Consider the following 22,175-nt stretch of genomic DNA (forward strand, 5'->3'; position numbering starts at 1 on the left):
CTTTTTTTATAGATATTATTAATATAGGCTTTATATTAATATTTAATATTTGATGCTCTTAGATACAAATTTCCAAATTTATGATACAAGTTTAAAGAAAGTTCAATTAAGATTTTGAGCATGAAAAAGGAAGAGTCTTCGTCTTATTCGCAGGACTCTTCCTTTGCTACATATCATATTTCATCTCACTGCTTATTTTAAACCTTTTAGTTCTATATATAAATTTTTTCACCATTTATATAATTCCAATTACCATTATGATTTTGGCTCTTTGCACCTAACTCAAAGTGTAACATAGAGATTCCTAAATCAATATCTTCGTATCCATACTTATCTGATACTTTATAAGCTTTTACTTCATTATCTAAAAAAGAATAGCCTACTGGCTGCTTATTTAATGCAGAAGGTGCTTTTATTACAAACTCAATGCCTTCCTTTATCCAACTTGGTAATGACTCAGTGTCTTTTTCTAGTAATACTTTATCAAATGATTTTTTACTTTTATTCATTTTAGAAATTAATTTTTCTCTTATACTCTTATCTTCTAAAACTTCACCCACTGCTATCACACAAATTAGCTCTTCATCTTGATTTATATCTATATATTTCTTACATTCATTTTTATCGTAAGTTCCACCTATCCAACAAGTTCCTAAATTCATATAAGTTGATTCTAGTACTAACATTTCTCCATAATATCCAACTTTAGTTTTATAATTATCGATATTTTTATTTCCTACTAAAGCTATACATGAATTTAATCCTTTTATTAATCCATATGATGCTGAAAATCCTTTGAATAACTTTGAACAATCTTCTATAAATTGAAAATTCAATCCAGTTTCTTCATTTATTTTATAAATTAATTCTTTTATTTTACTTATATCTTTTATTTCTAATTGCTTATTTATATATGCTCTTCTTGAGGTTCTATAGTTTACAGCATCTATCCAATTTTTATTAAATTCCATTTTTAACCACCTCTGTATAAGTAATATAATACTTATTTATATATATCTATTTAATATATTTTTCTATACAATCTAATTTTTTTACTAATCCATCAAACTCATGAAGATATTTTATATAGTCCTCTTCTTTTAAATTAAGATTTTCTGCTATTCTTCTTGGAATATCTTTTGCCTTGCCTTCAATTTCTAATCCTTTTTTAGTAACAACTATATAAATTTTTCTATCATCATTTTCATCTTTAACTTTTTCTAAATACCCGTTGCTTTCCAATTTATTTAAAATAGGAGTCAATGTACCAGTCTTCATTTTTAATTTAGAACTTATTTCTTTAAAAGGTAATTTTTTATGTTCCCACAGAACCATCATAGTTAGATACTGTGGATATGTTAAATCTATCTCTTTTAATAAAGGTCCATATATTCTAACTATACTCTTAGATACTGAGTATATTTTAAAACAAAGTTGATTTTCTAATTTTAAATTTTCGTGCATGGTACATCCTCCTAAAAAACTATACTATTTTTTATTTATTATAACTTCTTTTCCAGTATGTATCAAATAATTTCATATTGCTGATTCATAATGTTTTTATAAATTTTCAATGTATTTTTTCAACTTTTGTTATTAAATTTATATAGAAACAAGTAAGCTAGATGAAGTATTTATTAATCCATCTAGCTTTATTATATTTATAATATATATTATTTTACCCAATCGACTACTTGATCCATTGATTGTCTTAATTTTTCTTCTGGATTATTAACTCTATATCCAAATGCAGCACATAATACAATATTGAACTTGTCTGTGTCTAATAAACCTCTATCAACTAGTATTTTTTCTACTTTATTGTGATCTATACCACCAATAGCACAAGAGTCTATTCCTTGCATTGCTGCTACACTCATCATATTAGCTAACGCAATATGAACTTGTTCTGAAGAATAATTTTCTAAATCTTTATCATCTCTAAATCTAATTTCCTCTATAGATTTCATTATACCTTTATACTTATTAGCAATATCTTCTGGTAAATGTTTAATATCTTTTAATAAATAATCTATATAGTTTGAATCAAATCTTAATTCTTTCGCAGTTCTACCTAAATATACTACTAAGTGGCTACATGTTGGCATTTGTGTTTTTCCACCCCAACAAACTTCTCCTAATTCATTTTTTAATTCTTGATTTTCTATAACTAAGAATTTCCAAGGTTCAATTCCCATAGAACTTGGTGAAAGTCTTCCTGCTTCAAGTATTACTTCAAATTCATCTTGAGTTATTTTCTTATTAGAATCAAATTCTTTGCATGCGTGTCTAAAATTTAAAACATCTAGTATCTCTTTTTTATTCATTTTAATACCTCCTATTTTTACCTTATATAGTTTTATACCCTCTATATGATTCTTGATTATATTTATATATACCTCTCTAAAGTTCCATAACTTTATTTTCTTTTAATGATATTAGAGCTTCAGGTGTATGAGTTGATAAATATACAGTCTTGTTTTCTTTTACAAATTCTCTAACATTATTTAAAGTTTGCTTTGCTAACTCTTTATCTTCAAACACTACTGATAATGCATTTTGTCTAAGTGCTTCATCTGTATAAGTTACATCACCATGGAACATATAGTGTAATCCTCCAAACTCTGCTACTACTATAGAATTCCCTTTTGTATGTCCATACGCAGGTAGCATGAATATGTTGTCAGTAATTTTTTGACTTTCTTTAAAGTTTTTGTACTCTCCATCTTCAAAGTTAACTCTTACTATATTGTTACCCTTTAAGTCCATTGCTTGAGCTTCTATTTCTGATATATATATTTTAGAATCATCAAATAATCTAAGTTCTCCTGTATGGTCTTGATGTTTATGTGTAACTATAACTTTATCTATATCTTTTGGTTTATATCCTGCTTTTTTTAATGCATCTACAAAATTGTTAACTTTTTCACCAGTGTATATCATTTGTTCAGGTTTTGGTTCTACATCTTTTGTCTCAACTGCTACTCCTGTATCCACTAATATAACTTCTTTTCCAGTATCTATTAAATAATTTTGTAAACTTGATTCGTAATTTTTATTTGGATCTATTTTTTCTTTTTCAACTGATCCTCCAAATGCAAGTGCTTCTTTCATAAATCCATTTTTATAAAATTCTAATGCTATTATTTTCATTTTTAAATTTCTCCATTCGTTTTTATCGTATGCGATTAATCTTATACGATTATTATATTCGCATTTTTTTAATATGTCAATTATAATTTTTCATAAAAAAATAAAACCGCATCACTTACTTGTGATACGGTTTATATTAATATTTAAATTCTATAAGTTTATTTTTTAATTGATTTTCAATATTTATTAATTCTGCTTCTGCTTCTCTACGTTTTTGACGTCCTTCTGTTTGTATATTAAGTATTTCATCAAGAGTTGAAATTAACGACTCATTTGTAGCTCTAAGCGTTTCAATATCAACAATTCCTCTTTCAGATTCTTTTGCAGTCTCTATAGTTGAAGTTTTTAATATTTCTGCATTTTTTCGTAAAAGTTCATTTGTCATATCTGTTACTTCTCTTTGGACTCTTGCAGCATTAGCAGCATGAGCAACCCCCAGCGCTAAAACCATTTGATTTTTCCAAAGTGGAATAGTATTTATAATTGTAGATTGTATTTTTTCAGACATTAATGAATCATTATTTTGAATTAAACGAATTTGAGGAGCCATTTGTAAAGAAATCATTTTAGTTAATTCTAAATCATGAATTTTCTTTTCAAATCTATTACAAAGAGCAACAAAATCATTTAATTCCTGAGCATCCTGAGGATTACCACTAGTTCTTGCTTTTTCCTGTAATTTAGGAAGTTCTTCTTTTTCTAGTTTTTGAAGCTTCTTTTTACCCGCTAATATATACATATAAAGTTCTTTAAAATATGCTTTATTTATTTCATACATCTTGTCTAACATAGCAATATCTTTTAAAAGCTGTATTTGATGCGCTTCAAGAATACTACACATTTTCCCTATATTGTTGTCTACATTCTCATATTTTATTTTCATGTAAGAAATTTTATCCTTACCTTTTTTAAAGAAACCTAAAATTCCTTTTTTCTCTTCAGATTCTTCAAAAGTCTTTAATTCATGAACTACACTAGATAATATATCTCCAATTTCACCTAAATCTTTCGTTTTTACATTATTTAATGCTGACTGTGAGAAATCAGAAATTTTCTTTTGAGCACCAGCTCCATATTGTAAAATAGAATTTGAGTTATTTATCTGTATTTTATCTACAAATTGGTCAACCATTTTTTGTTCTTCTTCTGTAAGTTGCATTTCATCAACTATTTTCTCTTCTATTTTTTCTTCTTTTACTTTTAAATCAATAATTTCCTCTTGAAATGGTTCAAAAGTTAATTCTGGCTTTATATCAATAGATTGTTCTTTAAATTCATCACTCATTCTTAATACCTCCCTTTTATTTAAAACTTACTTTTTAAAATCCTCTTCTACCAATCCTTCTTGTTTAAATAATGTTTTAAGAACAGAAATATCTGTAGAAACATCTAAAACAACATCTTCAAATAAATCATCTAGTAAGTTTTCAAAAGCGCTATTAATAAGATCAATACTTTTTTCAATTTCATTTTTAGCATTTTCTATATTCTCACCTTGAACTACTTGATTATTTATATCTTTGTATGAATTAATTAATTTTATAGTAATAGGAAGGTAATGATTTATAAATTTATTAACTTCTTGTATCTTGTTAGGATTCTTTTCAACCTGACTAAGTATTTGGGTTGCAATGTTTCCTAACTTATCTAATTTAATAGCTATTTCTTCTTTACAAAGATCATTTCTTATATTTCTTATTTGCTCAATATAACTTCTTCCTATTTTAATTGTAGCTTCTATTTTTTCTTTCTCTGAATCATAGATTTCTTCATTTAATTTTTCATCGTTACTTTCTTTAGCTATTTGTTGATTTTTTAAATTTAAATAGTCGTTATAAACTTCATCATTTATCATGAAGTAAATTTTTTCTTCATCTATGTGTCCTTCTAAAAACATACCTTTATCTATCATTTTGCTTAATTCTTTAACGACAAAGCTATCTTTCTCTTTTGCAAATCTTGCTAAATCACTAATTAAAAAATAACTATTGTTGCCAATAAATCTTACATACTTCTTAAAACGCTTTACTCTTTTTCTTAATGTTATTCCCCTTAATAACAGCCCTAAACTTATTACAGAAAATAAAAGCGCAACTCCAAACATAATATTGCTGCCTGTAATAACAACACCACTAAATAGTATCTTAAATATTAAAAAGGTTGCCACTGATGAACCATAAACTAAGCTTCCACTTACTCCTAAAAATATGTAAATTATTCCGGATATACTTCCAGCTGGTTTTTTACTAATATATGTTGATATATCATTTTTAGGTCTTTTATTTAAATTCATGTACTTTTCACTATATCCATTAAATTTTGATTTAAATTGATTTAATGTATCCTCAGTTTTATCTGTAATATCCTTTTTAACATTAGCAAAATCTATTGCTTTAAGTGTATTGCTAACTGTAGACATAATTTGATCTTCTAAATCAGAAAAATCTTTTTTACTCATTATCTTGCCTCCAGGTTATTTTAATTGTAATTAACATAAATATATATATACTATTATGTTAATATTTTAAGTTTATTATATCTTATAATTTAGCTAATTGTAACCGCTAAGTTATAAGGAAAATAATACATATACTAAATATATTATTACTTATAAAAATAGCCTTAGGCAATTTTTATAAATGCCTAAGGCTTAAGTCCAACTTATTTGTGATGCATTTAAAGTATAACAAATAAATGAAATTCTTTTATTTTAATATATCTATTAAATTCTGTAGTTCTTCATATGGTATAGTTGATAACTCCATTAGATTATATAATATAGCTCCCATACCTTGAACTCTAATATCAGATGGAACAATATATGGCATTTCTAAAATGACATTGCCATTTCCACTAACTAGTCCAATATTATACAATTCAAGTGTATCTTGTAATACAGATATCAAAGTATAACCACTTACTCCAGTATTAACATAATTTTCTTTTTTTAAAATTTTAATTGGCAAGTGCTGATTTATAACAAATAAGTTTATTAATTTTATTTGTCTATATGTTAATTTTTTTGATATATTAACTAGTTGATTCGCTTGTTCCATACTTATAGTTTTATCAAATGCAATATTAGCTAATAAATTACCATAATACTTTAACTTTTTTTCTTCATGCTCTCTTTGGGCTGAAAACATCATCCCCTCTACAATTTCATCTGCTGTTGATCTGCTAGTATCATCATTCTCAAAGAATCCATCATCTCTTAATATCTTACCATTTTTTATATTCTTCTCTATTTTCTCTAATGCATATGTAGCAGTTGCTCCTATTTTATTGCTTTCTCTTTTTGATAATACTCTATTCTTTATTTCTGAACCAAGCTTTGAAAATACTTTTTCTACAGCCTTTCCTCCAGCTATTCCAATCATAGCTCCTGCTGGCCCGGCAACAACTCCACCAATTACTGCCCCAGTAGTTGCTCCTGTTATCTCCGAACCTGATTCTATCAAAAATTCAATCATCTCATCCTTCACTTAAAATACGCTCCTCACAATACTTAAATAATTTTAATACATTAAAACTAGTCATATAATAATTTTATTATACGTTTCCTTAATACTATAAGTTTGTAAGTCCTTTTTTCTCAATTTACATTTAATCATTTTATATTTGACAAATCCATCTTCATTAATTTAAAAATTTTCTATATTAAATCTTAAATATAATTTATAATTCATATTGTTTTCAATAGGACAAATTTATTCCCACTTATTATATAGTTTTATTAAAAATTATTTCTTTTTCTTCTTCTTTTTCTTTTTAGAATTTTTATTAATCGGATTTCTCTTTTGTTTAATAGCCTTTTTAATATCTTTTACATATGGATCCTCTTTTAATATATAGTCCATTATTCCAAAAACATAATCATCTTCAAACACAGGAAAAACCTTAAAATGCTCTTCTATACATTTATTATATGGTGATGTTGTTATTGGATTTTCCAAGTATAATTTAAACTCATTTATAGTCGGTGATGAATTTTTCCATAATTTCTTTGATCCTAATATCTTATTATCAATATTCTTAACTTTAACCTCTGGATCAACAAAAAATTTAAAAAGAGTAGATATATCTACTATTCTAATATCTTCTTCATAAACTAATGTCGTGAAATCAAAAATATTAGTACCAACTAATTTAATTATCTTATCATCATTAAAAGGTTTATTAGGTAATTCAATATTTGACAATTCTTTTATTTTTCCCCAATCAGATTTTATTATACGACTTCTTCTCTTAATTTGATCTATGCCTTCCATAATAGTTTTCTTGCACTCTAAATGTCTTTTATCACTATATGGTACTGTCAATGCTTTAAATTCCCATAATAATAAATTATCCTCAAATGTTCCAATAAAATCAAACTCAATATTTCTTCCATCTGATGCTAAAAATTCAATTTTATTTGTATTAACTTGTATTCCTTTTACACAAGATAAAATTGATTTAATTTTATTCTCAAAATCAATTCCAATTTGAGCAATATTTACTTTAAGATTACTAATTAGAATTTCAATTATTCTCTCTAAATTCATCTGTTGTATTAAAATAGGACAAAAAATTACATTTTCTGAGTTGACTAAAATTAATGGCCTAGAAAAAATATCACTTTCCCCTTTAATTTTACCACTAAAAACAAAACATTTAATTATTTTTGAAGAGTATTCTTTAGTAAAACCATAATGCTTACTCAGGCTTTCAATAAAATATTTAACAGGAATAATTGGAGATAAATATTTATACCAAGTATTATCCTCTTGATTAAAATGCTTATATATTGATTCTTTATAAGCTTCAGCTAAAACATGTAATAACTCAAATGCACTAAATATATCTTCCATCTTCAATCCATTTATATTTAATTTTAAATAATATTGATGCATGTTTAATTTATATGCATTTATTATCGGTTCATACATTTCTTTTGCACAAAGATAATCTTCTTTGCTAATATCAAATAGTGTTTCAATTTCATCTTTGTTTATTGCTTCAGAAACTTTAGATATTATGTTCTTACTTTTTAAAATATCATTAATATTTTTAGTATTAAATAAATTATTCATTAAGGAATATTGTCTTCTATTATTAGCAATAATATATTCCTTATATTCATTTCTGAATTTAGGCACAAATATATATACATCTTGAGAATCATTTTTTTGCATATGTACATTCCATTGCGAATACTTAAACTTTTCCCATGTTTTTACTAAAAGATTTCTTTGATTTGATAAGTTTATTATTAGTTCAAATGATGGAATTTTAATATGTGTTATATCTCCATGTTCTGGTATTATCTTATCTTTATAATCTTTACTTTTTTTAAAATATAAATATCGTATTAACATATCAAAAACTTCTAATAATCCTTCAAAATTATCTTCAAATGAAACTAGCATATTAGGATTACTATCAGGACTCCTATTAGCAATAGCATTCTCCATCCCTGTAAAGAATTCTTGTCCTATAATTTGATTTTTCTTTAAATCTTGCTCAATTCTACTTTGATCTTGAAGAAAAATACACATCATCCTTATTTGCTCTGATAAAGAATAATCCATAAATTCACAATTATTAAGTTTTTCAGTATTCCTCAAATTGTTATGATTAAAAAATTTAAAAGCTAATATAACTGTCTTAACTCGAACAAAATTTCTTTTGGATACTTTTCTAAAGTTGCTAAATTAAAAGCTTTTTTAACAATTAAAATATTAAACTCATGTATTTCCTGATTATAATTAAAACCTAACGGGTCTGGAAAACACTCACTTAACAATACAGCCTTTCTAAATCCAGTTTTATGTTTATCATAAATATCAAGCAATAATCTGCTACATTTTATTGGCTTTCTTTCTATATAAGAAACTTTAAACTGCTCAATTGAATCTTTTTCTTCATCATATTCAACATCCAATGATTTCAATTCATCATATTCATGCTGTGTAATCTCCCCATTTTTAAGCTTTTCCTCTAACATTCTTGACATTTTGTCTTCTAATATAGTACATTTTCTATATTTTTCATTCAAATTATGCATAATTATCAAAACTCCCTTATTATTCAAATATAAAACTTAAAATAACCACGACCCCTCCTTATTTTCCATTTTATTACAAATTTCATACTACTACAATTAAGCTTTCTAGCATTATTCTATTATCATTATATTCAATTTGACTCTTAATACTTAATTTAAAATAAAGTCTATTGTATCCTGTTAATTGGGATATATTTATTTTTAATATAAAAATAGCCTTAGCCAAGATATATTAATGGCTAAAGCTATCGTTATACGTTATTTATGATACGGTTCTCCGTAACGTACTCTACGGAGCACGGTTAAATAAAATCATTTATACATAGGGTCTCATTATATTTTCTAATTCGTTATACATAGCTCTACTATTAATAACTCTCCCCAAATCTAAATATGTTGTCCCTTGTCGTAATATAGTTTCTGAAATAACCCCTACAAATAATATCCTACTACCTATAGAAATCCCATCTTTTGTAGGATAACTACCTTGATTGTAAATAAAAACTGGACTACCACTTGAACCTGGAAATACTCCTGCATCTATAAGGAAAATTGGCTCACCTTTGAAATCATTCCAAATAGGTGTTGCTGTAATTCCCTGACGAATAAGTGAAGTTTTATTATAGTTATCATAAAGTCCACTAGGATATCCTATAAATGTTATTTGCTCTAAAGCTGATAATTCTTCTACTTGACTAGTTGTAGGAATCATTTCTTTGCTAATAGTCCTATAAAATACATTAATATTATTTTTACTTAAATTATTTAATGCCTCAGCTAATGGTATAGCTATTAAATCTAAGTTACCTAATTTATTCTTAAGAACATCTCCATCAAAATTTATCCTTATACTTTTTCCCTTTATAGGCATATTATTTTCTGATAGAGAGAACTCTATAAATCCATTAATAATACCTTCCATAACATGATGATTAGTTATCAATAAAGGTATAGATTTAGATGTATCGTCTTTATCAAAAATTGAAAATATAAATCCAGTTCCACTCACTTGAGATCCATCACTTTTTATTCCAAATATAGGTACAGTTGTATAGAGTAACTGAGTACTTAAATCATTTATATTCATAATAATTCCTCCCCTTATATATTATCTGGATCAACTATGTACTCTTTAACTTTATCTGCTAAATCATTAACATCGCTAATCGAACCTTTACGTATGAATAAATATGCTACAAATGTCCCTGTTGCTATCACTGAGCTTATTACATACATAATAATTCCTTTTAATGAATTTAATTCAACATTTGATGCAAGTGCACCCAAAAAACATCCTACACAAGTTGTAGATATAGCTAAAAGTATCTCGCTCCAAGGAAATTTACTCTTCTTTGCATCTTCACAATATTTCCTAACTTTTCTAATTTCACTTGCTCTTAAATTTACCATAAAATCATTAACATATTCTTCTGGTTGCTTGATTGAATACGTTAGAGTAGTTGTAGCACTACCTATATTAGTATCGTTAATGCTTACATCTGCCACTGTACAATTTGTAGTTGTATCTATTGGTTCAAAAGTGTTATCCAATAATATTCCTCCCTTTTTATTACTATATGCTTCTACTTATTATATCATATAGCAAGTGCAACAAAAAAAATGAACTTAGCTAAGTTCATTTTAAGTCGTTATCCCTTACTTGTGATACGGTTCATTATTATTTATTCTATATGCTCTATAAACTTGTTCTAATAATATTAACTTCATCATTTGATGAGGAAATGTCATCTTAGAAAAAGATAATTTATAATCCGCTCTTTTTAAAACATCATCTGCTAGTCCTAATGATCCACCTATGATAAAAGTAATATGGCTATTCCCTCTAACAGCTAACTTGCTCATAGTATCTGCTAATTCTTCAGATGATAAATTCTTTCCATCTATAGCTAAAGCTATAACATAACTATTACTCTTTACCTTTGATAGAATCTTTTGACCTTCTTTATTTTTTACAATTTCCATGTCCTTTTCGCTTAAACTTTCTGGACACTTTTCATCATCTAGCTCTATCATATCAAGCTTACAATACTTAGATAATCTCTTTTTAAATTCATCTATTCCTAGTTTTAAATACTTCTCTTTAAGCTTTCCAACGCTTATTATAGTTATATTCATAAATGTCTCCTGTTTCTATAGTCTATATATATCTGATGCATCTTCTCTTAAAAGAACATCTAACTTAAGATCTTGTCCAACTATCATGTTGTTTTGTAATAAAATTCCCTTAGTTGTTTCATACGCTAATTCTGGAAAATTATTTTCTTTACTTAAATGTGCAAGTAGTATAGATTCTGTTCCTTGATTAATTAGTTCCACGCAAAACTTGGCTGCTTCTTCATTTGATAAATGCCCTGTTTCTGACATAACCCTCTTTTTTAAAGCATATGGGTAAGAACCCATCATAAGCATGTTTGGATCATAATTAGATTCCAATACTACTAATTTAGATTTATATAAATGTTTCTTTAAATTTTCTGTTATACACCCTATATCTGTTGCAATAGATATTTTTTCTTGTTTATCATTATAAAAATTATATCCCACAGAATCTGCAGAGTCATGAGATGTTGAAAATGGTCTTATTATTAAATCATCTAATGAATAAGTTTTATCATTTTCAAAAACTTTCATATTTTTATCTTTTATATCCCCTATTTTATCCTTCATTGCACACCATGTTTTTACATTAGCAAATATAGGTATATCAAATTTCCTTGATAATATTCCAGCCCCTTTTATATGGTCTGAATGTTCATGTGTTATAAATATTCCCTTTAATTCATTTGCATCTATATCTAAATCTTTTAAATTAGTTGTTATTCTCTTTCCGCTAAGGCCTGCATCAACTAAAACCTTAGTGTTCTTACATCCAATATAATGACAATTTCCACTACTTCCACTTCCTATAGAACTGTATTCTAGCATGTGGCACCGTTGCATAAAATCTATAAATACATTATAAAACCTTATAAATTCCACTTTATTTCCTTCTTCACAGAACCCTATTTAAATATTTCAAATATCTACTTTAGTTTATATAGCTCTTCAAAGGCTTAAATTCGGGTACAACGAACCCTACATATTAGCACAATCTTTCTCTTTGACCTTATGCTAATTTTTCGTAATAAGAAAGATTTATAGAAGCATTTTTATCTCTATCTAATTTAAAACCACATTTATCACACTTATAAACTCTATCTTTTAATTTAAGGTTTTGTTTTATTTCCCCACAACAACTACATTTTTTTGATGATGGGAAAAACCTATCAGCTTGAATGAATTCTATTTTATTAAACTCACATTTATATTTCATTTGCCTTATAAATTCATAAAAGCATTGTTCTGCAATTGCTTTTGATAAATGTTTATTTTTCATCATTCCACTAACGTTTAAGTCTTCCATAACTACTTTATATGGATATAGTTTAATTATTTTATTAGTAGCTTGATGTATATGGTTTTTTCTTATATTAGATAATTTTCTATAAAGTAATTTAATTTGTTTTTCAAGTTTTATGATATTGTTAGTTTTAACAAATTTATTACCACATTTATTTTCTTCATACTTTCTACTTACTTGGCGTTGTAGCCTTTTTAATTTCTTTTTTAATTTCCTAACTTTAGAACTTTTATTTATATTTTTAATAGGACTATTAATATGACTTACTGTAGCTAAATCTTTTATTCCTAAATCTATTCCTACAGAAATATCATTTAACTCAACTTGGTTTTCATCGTGCTCAAATCCAAAACTTAAATACCAGTACTTACCATCAAAACTACATCTAGGATTAACGTATTTATTTAAATTTGGTATATTATAATTAGTTTTGTATTTAACTTTGCCTATTTTTTCAAGATTGACTTTTCCATCTTCAAATTTAAGAGCATCATATCTTACATAAAAAGATTGCCTACTTTTTCGTTTACTTTTAAATTTCGGATATCTCGCTCTTTTTTTATAAAAGTTACTAAAAGCATTGTTTAAATCTGAAAAAACTTGAGAGATTGTTTGAGAACTTACTTCGTACAACCACTTATATTCTTCTTGTTTTTTTATAGTGTTGTTAAATTCTTTCTTTATAATTTCTTTTGAAGGTTTTTCATTTAAACTTAAAAGTTCATTGTATCTATTCAACCCCCAATTATAAGTAAATCTAGAAACACCTATAGATTTAAACATTACTACTTCTTGTTCTAAAGTTGGAATTAACCTAATTTTTATGCTCTTTATCATTTTATCACCTCACTTTCTAGTACTAGTATATACTAGGCTTAAGGTAATATTTAAATGTAATATCAGGAAATTTTCATAAAGTTTTATAATGCATTTATACTTAGATTTTATACATATTCAATCGAGTTCGCTAAACTCAACCAGTTCTCTTATGAACTTCTTATGCTTTCACATAAGCGTAGACTATATCATCACCTTCTAATGTTAACTAGATTAGGCGTCCACCACTTCCACTATCAATAGCTTATAGTGTACTCCCTACCAGGATAGTCGTTGAAGGTTTCCCTATTCGGAACTTCCCTGCTGATTGCCTATTATTAAAGCACTTAGGATTTAACCTTATGCCATCTAACTAATTTTTTCTACTTTCGTAACTTTCACGCTTAGGCTTATTTCATCCTTACGTTGTAGTTTAGTTAGCTTTAAGGGTTTCCAGCAATTCAATGGATGTTGGGATAGAATTAAATTCTACCGCTCCATACTCTTTACGAATATGGGAGGCTGTCAACTATTTCTTCTCTATAAAATTTCATAAATTTTTATAGTTTTTTCGTAACAGTTAGTTACCTCTTTCTTTTACAATCATAAATTATATTATACCAAAAAAATAGAGCCTTAAAATATTTTTTAAGGCTCTACCTAAATTTTACTTACATTTCTTTATTATGTTATCTATATCTACTCCATTTTTTCTCCATAACTCCATAAATTGGGATCCATTTGCATTTTTAAACTTATATGTTTCATAGTATTCTTTTAATACTTTAAAAAATACTTTATCTCCTACTTCTTCTCTTATATTATGGAATACTACTGCGCCTTTAGTGTATACGTTTAAACTATAATCCATTGAATTTTTATATTTGCTTGAAGGTTTAAACATATCTTGACTAGAGTAAGATTTTGATTGTTTTTCCATAGTGCTCATTAATCTTGTAGCTGTTTCTTTGCCATATTTTTTTTCAAAATAAAGTACTGTAGAATATTCAGTTAAAGCTTCATCTAACCAAGGTTCATTAACTTCATCATTTCCAACTACACTATACCACCATTGATGTGCTGTTTCATGAGCTATTACATATTCTAATAAAAATTTATTTTTAGAATTATATAGGCTTTTATCTATCATAGATAAAGTCGGATATTCCATACCCCCTATGTAAAAATCACTTGCTATAACAGAATATGTATCATATGGATATTTACCAAACATATCGCTAAATATGTCTATAGAATCTTTTGCTATAGTTGTAGATAAATCAGAGAATTTTTTATCTAAATTATAAGTTAATATTTCTGTATCTTTTGTATAATCTTTTTTAACATTAAATTTATCACTTAAAACAAAAGCAAAATCTCTTACTTTATTTGCTTCTATATTGTACATGGATTTTTTATCACTTGATTTTGATTCTGTCACCTTTCCAGTAGTTCCAAATTTATATTTAGATGGAGCTAAAAGAGTAACTTTATAATTACTTACATCACTATAGAATGGATCACCTATACTTTCATAGCTTTTTGTGTTCCATCCTCTATCATCATACACACAAGCTATAGGGAACCAATTTGTAACGTTTATAGTATCATTTCCATATCCAAATCTACCAACTGAATTAGGGATCTTCACATTAAATTTCATATCTATAGATACAGATTCATTTTGCTTTAAAGGTTTGTCCAAGCGTACTTCTAATATGTCTTCTTTATTACCATCAATATTAAATTTAACTTTTTCTCCACCGATTAATATATTTTGAATATCTATGTAACCTTCATTAAATCCATTTGGATATGCTTGTTTCATTTGAGATTTTTCAAATGGAGCAAATTCTTCTTTTGAAAATGCATTTGGGTATATGTGAAAGTAAATACTCTTTAATTCATTTTTAGTATTATTAACGTATTGTACATTTTGATTGCACATCAAACGCTTACTTTCATCATCTAATATTACATCCATTTTGTAAGAGCTCATATTCTCTGTTTTTATATTTGAAACAGGCTTATCAGCTTCTTTATTAAAATAAAATAGCCCTCCTAGAAAAATAATACCTATGATCATAAAAGATATAATTTTTCTATTTTTCCTTCTAAAATCAATAATCAATTTTAAATCCCCCTTTGTAGTTAAATGAATATTTTTTTTAATTCTCTACATCATAATTTGTAATAGATTTTATGTTATAATCAATCTGAGGTGATAAAATGTTCTTTAAAGAAGTCAACGAAATAGATTTAGGACAAACTACTATTGATAACATATTTATAGATATATTTATGCCAATGGCTAATGGATTATACGTACAAGTTTATCTTTTAGGCTATAGATATGCATGTGATGAGACTTCTAACCCTAAGTTTAATAATAATTCTATTGCAAAAAATTTAAATGTACCATTATCTGATGTATTGGCAGCTTGGGATTTTTGGGAAGACAAGAATTTAATAAAAAAACATAAAAATGATGGGCTAGATGATTTTAGTTTTTCAATAGAGTTTTTAGATTTGAAAAAAATATATATTGATAATATACTAAACGCAAATAATTCAGTTAAATCTGATGTTAATACTATCGTTACTATAAATGATAATCCTGAAATTAGAAAAATGTTTAATTCTATAAATCAAATTATAGGTAGACATCTTCAATCTAATGAAAAGATTACAATTATGGATATGATAGATAAATATAATATGAGCACAGAAATGATAGTATGCGCTTATGAACACGTTAAAGAACAGACTGGAGTTGCTAAACCTGTTAGTTATGTAGAAGGTATAATTAGAAACTGGTATGATGCTAGTCTTTATACTGTTGAAGATGTTAAAAATAGCTTTGCTCAAAGAAGTAAGCGATTTATGATGTATAAAACAGTATTTAATGAACTCGGATTTTCTAGACAAGCTACAAAAGCTGAAAAGGAAATTATGGATGTATGGTTTGATAAATATAAATTTGATATAGAGCTTATTTTAGAAGCATGTTCTAAGTCTAAAAATATTTCTAATCCTTCTATAGCTTATATTAACGGAATTGTTAAGAGTTGGAATGATAAAAATATTAAAACGTTAGAAGACTTAAAAACGTCAGAAGAAGAATTTAAAAAACAGTCAGAAACTAAAAAAGTTAATTCAAAATCTTCTAATGCTGCTCCTAAACAAGTTAAAACTAGATTCCATAATATAAATCAGACTTTTACTAAATATAGTCCTGATGAATTAGAAAAAATACTTCAAGAAAGCCAAAAAGGCAAATTTAGATAAATAATTTTAGGTAGGTGATTAATATATGAAAGAATCAACATTGAGAGATATTCTTACTTCTTATGAGCGAAAAAGAGATCAATCTGAACGTGATTTACAAGAAAGAAAAAAGAAAGTTTACTCTAGAATACCTGAAATTAAACAAATAGATGAGGAAATAGGTAAGATAGGATTAAAACTTGCTAAATTAATTCTTTTAAATCCTAAAGATAAAGAGTCTATATTAAATGAAACTAAAGCTCAAATGAACGAATTAAAGAAAAAGAAAGAAAGACTCTTATCAGATAATCGTGTACCTAATGGGTATTTAGAAGTTAAGCATGATTGTTCTATGTGTAAAGATACAGGATTTTTAGGAAATGGACACAAGTGTAATTGCCTTAAGCAAAGAATAATAAATGAGGCTTATCATATGTCTAATTTATCTAGAGTTCTTCATCATCAAAACTTCTCTACTTTTGATGAATCTATATTCTCTACTCAAAGAGAAGATTCTTCTGGAGTATCTCCTCAAGAAAATATATTAGAGATATTATCTATATGTGAAGGTTTTGTTATGAACTTCGATAAAGATAATGATGAAAATATGCTTTTCTATGGAGACACAGGTTTAGGGAAAAGTTTTATGTGTAACTGTGTTGCAAAAGAACTTTTAGATAAGGGTTACTTAGTTATATATCAGACTGCTTTTAAAATGTTTGAAATCATAGAAGAATATAAGTTTAAAAATTCAGATGATCATATAACAAAAGATAATTATAATAATTTATTTGATTGTGATCTTTTAATAATTGATGATTTAGGAACAGAGCTTACTAACTCTTTTACTAATAGTGAATTATTTAATATTTTAAATACTCGTCTACTATCAGGAAAGAAAACTATAATTTCAACTAACTTATCACCTATGCAATTAGGAGATATATACGCACAAAGAATATTCTCTAGAATATTTGATAGATTTAGAATGGTTAAGTTTATAGGTAATGATTTAAGATGGGAACAAAAAATGACTAAGTAGAAAATCTCCGTATTTTCTAACTTAGTCATTTTTTTAATTACTAGACAATCTTCTTATCCATATATAATTTTCCATCTTTAATTTCAATACAAATATCTGCCATATTAGCAATTTCATTATTATGAGTTATCATAACTAATGTTTGTCCAAAATCTTTCACACAACTTCCTAATAAAGCCATAACTTCTTCTGTTGTTTTACTATCTAAATTTCCTGTTGGCTCATCTGCAAATATTATTTTAGGTTTATTAGCTAAAGCTCTTGCAATAGCTACCCTCTGTTGCTGTCCTCCACTTAACTCATTAGGAAATTTATTAATTTTATCTTTAAGACCTAACTTATCAATTATACTGTCTATGTATTTTTTATCTACTTTTTTATCGTCTATAGATATTGGAAGTATTATATTCTCATATACATTTATAACTGGGATTAAGTTAAAACTTTGAAATATAAATCCAAATTCTTCGCTTCTTAATTTAGATAATTTATTTTCATTTAAAGTTGAAATATCTTTACCTTTTAACATTACTTTGCCTGATGATACAGTGTCTAGTCCTGCAATACAATTTAAAAGTGTACTTTTACCGCTTCCACTCGGACCTATTATAGCTGTAAATTTGCCTTTTTCTATAGATAAAGTTATATCTTTTAATGCTTGTACTTTATTGTCACCTTTACCATATATCTTATTTAAATTTGTTATCTCTAATATATTTGTCACAAAATCCCCACCTTTATTCATTTGTACTTAACCCCTCTACTATACTCATTTTTTCTATCTTCTTTTTACATAGAAATACTGCTATTAAACACATAATTATAGATACTATTAAAAATTCTACACTTTCAAATATAGGTAATGTAAAGTTCATAGCTTTTTCACTGCCCGATAGTTCTTTACTTATTTCATTTGAAAGTTTTGTAAATTTATAAATACTCTGAGTAGCAATTATACTTGCCAATATAGATGCAAAAACTGCATACATTATATTTTCTTTTACAATCATATTTTTAAGTTTTTTAGGACTCATTCCTATAGCTCTTAATGTTGAAAGTTCATTCATTCTAGTCATTATGTTGGCTTTTATTATGCATAATACATTTATAGATGATATTAGTAATATTAAAGCTACAATTACTAGTGTTTCTTTTGTGTTTCTTTCACTTTGTTTTATATAGAAATTTTTATAATTGTACTTACTTTCAAATTTTGAAAATGGATTATTTTTTATAACTTTTTCTATTTCATTTTGAGATTTTTTATCAGTTCCTTTCTCAATTTGTATATTTAGTTTATTATAATTTTCTCGTCCACTTATATTTTTAAAATCATCTTCATTTAATACAATTTTTAACCCAGTTGATAATCCACCTTCTCTTAAAACATAGTCTCCGTTTAAAATCCCAGCAATCTCTATCTTTTCATTTTTATACTCTACTTTATTGTTTTTTGTAACAGGAATTTTTATATTTATTAAATCGCCTACTTTCATATCATTTAATAACTTTGTATTAGGTGATGCATTAGAGTAAAAATAATTCGTTACTAAAGCTTTTGGATACTTACCTTTACTTTTATCATTTATATTTTTCCCTTTTTCAATATATTGGTCTATGTTTTTTAAACTCTCATTGTTATTGCCTTCAATATCTACATATTCTTCTAAGTTTTTATTTTCATCAACTATCCCATTTACACTTTTATACTCTTTGGTTAAATCTTTAGAGTTAGTTATAAAGATTCCAGTTAACTCAATAACTGGCTTTACACTTTTTACCTCTTTTATACTTGATATTTTTTCTATTTCATTTTTACTAAATTTTGTAAAATTAGAATCTGCATTATTAGGATTGTGAGATAATTTTATATCACTATTTCCCATCATCATAAGAGGCATAGTAGTATTATCTAAGCTTTTATCTTCATTTTTTGACATTGCAATCGTATCTATAAAAAGTACTCCTCCCAAACTTATGGATATAATACAAAGTATTGTTCTTATTTTATTTCTCCAAAAATTTTTGTAAGCCATTTCTCCTGAAAATCCAAAAACATTTCTTATTAATTTATAATAAAATCTATTTTTCTGTTTTTTATTAAATTTATCACTGCTTCTAATAGCCTCTACAGGCGAAATTTTTCCACTTTTATATATTGGTACTAAACTTGATATAAGCACAGCTATAGTAGCCATTAACATAGGCTCATATATACTAGCTTTACTTATGTAAAGATTTACAAACCTCCCATAAATAATGTAAAATCCAGCATATGAAGCTAACGTTCCTATCAAGAATCCAAATATAAGACCTAATGCTAATACAATAATACTTTCTATCGCAATCATAAATCTTACTTTCTTTTTAGATAACCCAATTGCTCTTAATATACCTATTTGTTTTGTCATATCTATAAGAACTATACTAAATATATTACATATAACTAATGTTGCAGCTAACATTGGATATAACTTTCGCTTCATTGTATATGTTGTTCCCTTTGACATTGAATAATCATCTAACACTTGTGTTAGTGATGCATTTACCATGAAATTTGAATCATTTAATCCGTATTTATTTATAATTTCATAAGCTTTTCCAATATCAGGTCTAGATGAGTCTAAATATAAAGTTCCACCATGAGTTACTAAATTATTTGGTAAAATAGATTCATTGCTATTATCTTTAGTAAAAGCCTTTACTCCATAGTACTCATTTTCACTTGCATAACTACTTGAATCTTCATAGTAAGCATCTGGCTTTTTTACTACCCCAACAAGTTTGAACTTTTTATCTTTACTAAATATTTGATTTTCATTATTTTTATCAACATAATACTTTACAATTTTAAAATCAATTTCTTGATTTAGATCATCACTTAGGCCCATTTCTTTTAATGCTTTTTGTTCTATAACTATTTCATTTGAATTTTTAGGATTGCTTCCTTTCGATAATTGATATCCATATGAATCTATAAATTTATCGCTATATGAATTTAATTGAATTGATGTTCCATTTTTTCCTACAATTTTACCTAACCCCAAAATGTCATTAACTTCAGTTACTTCCTTATCTTTTTTTAACTTTTTAACTATATCATCGCTTAAGTTACTATATTCAACATGATAGTCACTATAATTTTTATATGCTTCTTTTATTTCTAGTTTACTTTGTGTTTCTGGTATTACATTTAATGAAAATACTAGTATTACAGCTAACGCTATACTTGTTATTAATGCGATAGTCCTTCCTTTTTGCTCTTTCATATAAGCAATTGCTAACTTAAAACTAATCTTCAAAATATACCCTCCCTTTTGTAATTCATATTTATGCCCCTAAAATCAAAAAAATAAGGTGTTATCTTTCACGTTTAAAAGATAACACCTTATTTTTTTTGATTCAATATTTATAGTACAACTGGTACCTTTGTAGCCCCAACTGTCATGTTTTCATCTATAGGTATATAAATTTGTAATAAAAATTTATTTTTAAAATCCTCTATTTCTAAATCTCCATTATACTTTTTAAGTGAAGATTTAACACTTTTTAGCCCTATTCCATGAATAAATTTATCTTTCTTGCTAGTTATAATTTTACTATTTTTTATTTCTAATTTATTTGTTTTAGAATTTTCACAGCGTATAACATAATATGATTTAACAAGTGTTCCCCTTATTTTTATATATTTTTTATCCATAGAAGTTTTATTGCACGCTTCTATTGCATTGTCTAATATATTTGAAAATATACTACATACATCTGTCATTTCTATAAAATTACACTTAGAAAAATTAACATCACAAGTTAAATCTATATTATTTTCATTACAAATATTTTGTTTTTCATTTAATATAATATCTAATATCATATTTCCAGTATTATGTATTTCTTTGAACTGATTTAATTCCTTACTCATTTCATCTATATATTTGTTTACATCTTCTTTATCAGAGCTTAAATTTTTTATACAAAACATATGATTATTTATATCATGATAAAGTTTTTTAACTTTATTTTGAGATTCTTGAAGATTTAAATAATACTTGTACTGAATATCTATTTTTTCTTTTAATAACCGCTCTTCACTTTTTTCTTTAATATCTTTAATGATTTTAAAAACTATCATTAAAAGTAAAAAGCTACTTAAAAATGATAATTTAGGAGTTGTATTTATATTAAATCCATTAACTTAACTATATAAATCAATTTTAATCCTATACAAAACACTAGGTAAGGTATTTATAAGAGCTACTGAAAAATTACTTATTATACAACATACTATAATTATAATATTTAACTTTTCTTTATCTATAGTTTTTAATTTTTTAATTTCATTTACATAACATATATTTATAAACATTGAAATTGTATTTTCTATAATAAATATTATAGTTAAATTATGTTCTGATGTAATTAAAGTATAT

Annotated in this window: 21 protein-coding genes; 2 read left to right on the plus strand and 19 right to left on the minus strand. The window is 26.0% G+C overall.

The genetic code is table 11. The features are described from left to right. Positions 1–212 precede the first annotated feature (212 nt). The 15 genes from RWY47_RS15685 to RWY47_RS15755 all read right to left on the minus strand — a co-directional run bounded on the left by RWY47_RS15685 (position 213) and on the right by RWY47_RS15755 (position 15,570). The gene (locus RWY47_RS15685; protein ID WP_021428108.1) at positions 213–971 is read right to left on the minus strand and encodes a nitroreductase family protein; all 759 of its coding nucleotides are present in this window, start codon (positions 969–971) and stop codon (positions 213–215) included. A 46-nt stretch (positions 972–1,017) separates the two neighbouring features. Further along, entirely contained in the window at positions 1,018–1,464 is a 447-nt protein-coding gene (locus tag RWY47_RS15690; RefSeq protein WP_021428041.1) for a MarR family winged helix-turn-helix transcriptional regulator, read from the minus strand. Positions 1,465–1,673: 209 nt separating this feature from the next. Continuing rightward, on the minus strand, positions 1,674–2,327 hold the full coding sequence (locus tag RWY47_RS15695; RefSeq protein WP_021428124.1) for an NAD(P)H-dependent oxidoreductase: 654 nt from the start codon (positions 2,325–2,327) through the stop codon (positions 1,674–1,676). Positions 2,328–2,403: 76 nt separating this feature from the next. Then, a complete protein-coding gene (locus tag RWY47_RS15700) occupies positions 2,404–3,153 on the minus strand; it encodes an MBL fold metallo-hydrolase (protein WP_224170931.1) in 750 nt (249 codons plus the stop codon). Positions 3,154–3,289: 136 nt separating this feature from the next. After that, positions 3,290–4,438 carry a toxic anion resistance protein gene (locus RWY47_RS15705; RefSeq protein ID WP_224170932.1) on the minus strand — a complete coding sequence of 383 codons (1,149 nt, stop codon included), beginning with the start codon at positions 4,436–4,438 and terminating at the stop codon, positions 3,290–3,292. Positions 4,439–4,465: 27 nt separating this feature from the next. Continuing rightward, positions 4,466–5,611, minus strand: a complete 1,146-nt coding sequence (locus RWY47_RS15710; protein ID WP_224170933.1) for a 5-bromo-4-chloroindolyl phosphate hydrolysis family protein — start codon at positions 5,609–5,611, stop codon at positions 4,466–4,468. A gap of 247 nt (positions 5,612–5,858) precedes the next feature. Further along, positions 5,859–6,638 carry a hypothetical protein gene (locus RWY47_RS15715; RefSeq protein WP_224170934.1) on the minus strand — a complete coding sequence of 260 codons (780 nt, stop codon included), beginning with the start codon at positions 6,636–6,638 and terminating at the stop codon, positions 5,859–5,861. Between the two features lie 258 nt (positions 6,639–6,896). Further along, positions 6,897–8,696, minus strand: coding sequence for a hypothetical protein (locus tag RWY47_RS15720; protein ID WP_316030367.1), 1,800 nt, complete (start codon positions 8,694–8,696; stop codon positions 6,897–6,899). A 92-nt stretch (positions 8,697–8,788) separates the two neighbouring features. Next, positions 8,789–9,202, minus strand: a complete 414-nt coding sequence (locus RWY47_RS15725; RefSeq protein ID WP_224170936.1) for a hypothetical protein — start codon at positions 9,200–9,202, stop codon at positions 8,789–8,791. A 316-nt stretch (positions 9,203–9,518) separates the two neighbouring features. Then, complete coding sequence (locus RWY47_RS15730; protein ID WP_224170937.1) at positions 9,519–10,289, minus strand: S1 family peptidase; 771 nt, start codon at positions 10,287–10,289, stop codon at positions 9,519–9,521. A gap of 14 nt (positions 10,290–10,303) precedes the next feature. Beyond that, positions 10,304–10,753 (minus strand): hypothetical protein, encoded by a 450-nt coding sequence (locus RWY47_RS15735; protein ID WP_224170938.1) that lies wholly within the window; start codon positions 10,751–10,753, stop codon positions 10,304–10,306. A 105-nt stretch (positions 10,754–10,858) separates the two neighbouring features. After that, positions 10,859–11,338, minus strand: a complete 480-nt coding sequence (gene rlmH, locus RWY47_RS15740; protein ID WP_021428104.1) for a 23S rRNA (pseudouridine(1915)-N(3))-methyltransferase RlmH — start codon at positions 11,336–11,338, stop codon at positions 10,859–10,861. Between the two features lie 15 nt (positions 11,339–11,353). Then, positions 11,354–12,148: an MBL fold metallo-hydrolase gene (locus tag RWY47_RS15745; protein WP_224170952.1), complete on the minus strand. Its 795-nt coding sequence runs from the start codon at positions 12,146–12,148 to the stop codon at positions 11,354–11,356. A gap of 181 nt (positions 12,149–12,329) precedes the next feature. After that, positions 12,330–13,460 carry an RNA-guided endonuclease InsQ/TnpB family protein gene (locus tag RWY47_RS15750; RefSeq protein ID WP_224170939.1) on the minus strand — a complete coding sequence of 377 codons (1,131 nt, stop codon included), beginning with the start codon at positions 13,458–13,460 and terminating at the stop codon, positions 12,330–12,332. A 646-nt stretch (positions 13,461–14,106) separates the two neighbouring features. Continuing rightward, positions 14,107–15,570 (minus strand): M1 family metallopeptidase, encoded by a 1,464-nt coding sequence (locus tag RWY47_RS15755; RefSeq protein ID WP_224170940.1) that lies wholly within the window; start codon positions 15,568–15,570, stop codon positions 14,107–14,109. Positions 15,571–15,668: 98 nt separating this feature from the next. On the opposite strand from RWY47_RS15755, the gene RWY47_RS15760 reads away from it, so the two are divergent. Next, positions 15,669–16,727, plus strand: coding sequence for a DnaD domain protein (locus tag RWY47_RS15760; RefSeq protein ID WP_224170941.1), 1,059 nt, complete (start codon positions 15,669–15,671; stop codon positions 16,725–16,727). Between the two features lie 25 nt (positions 16,728–16,752). After that, positions 16,753–17,748 (plus strand): ATP-binding protein, encoded by a 996-nt coding sequence (locus RWY47_RS15765; protein ID WP_021428073.1) that lies wholly within the window; start codon positions 16,753–16,755, stop codon positions 17,746–17,748. 40 nt (positions 17,749–17,788) lie between these two features. Here the strand turns inward: RWY47_RS15765 and RWY47_RS15770 are convergent, their stop codons facing one another. The 4 genes from RWY47_RS15770 to RWY47_RS15785 all read right to left on the minus strand — a co-directional run. Further along, entirely contained in the window at positions 17,789–18,493 is a 705-nt protein-coding gene (locus tag RWY47_RS15770) for an ABC transporter ATP-binding protein (protein WP_039965585.1), read from the minus strand. Next, positions 18,486–21,050 (minus strand): ABC transporter permease, encoded by a 2,565-nt coding sequence (locus RWY47_RS15775; protein WP_224170942.1) that lies wholly within the window; start codon positions 21,048–21,050, stop codon positions 18,486–18,488. Before RWY47_RS15775 ends, RWY47_RS15770 begins: the two co-directional genes overlap by 8 nt. Before the next feature lie 107 nt (positions 21,051–21,157). After that, positions 21,158–21,877: an ATP-binding protein gene (locus tag RWY47_RS15780; protein WP_224170943.1), complete on the minus strand. Its 720-nt coding sequence runs from the start codon at positions 21,875–21,877 to the stop codon at positions 21,158–21,160. Positions 21,878–21,940: 63 nt separating this feature from the next. Beyond that, on the minus strand, positions 21,941–22,175 hold a 235-nt coding region (locus tag RWY47_RS15785), incomplete at its 5' end, for a hypothetical protein (protein ID WP_316030368.1).

The organism is Paraclostridium sp. MRS3W1 (genome assembly GCF_032465715.1).
GTDB classification, from domain to species: domain Bacteria; phylum Bacillota; class Clostridia; order Peptostreptococcales; family Peptostreptococcaceae; genus Paraclostridium; species Paraclostridium dentum.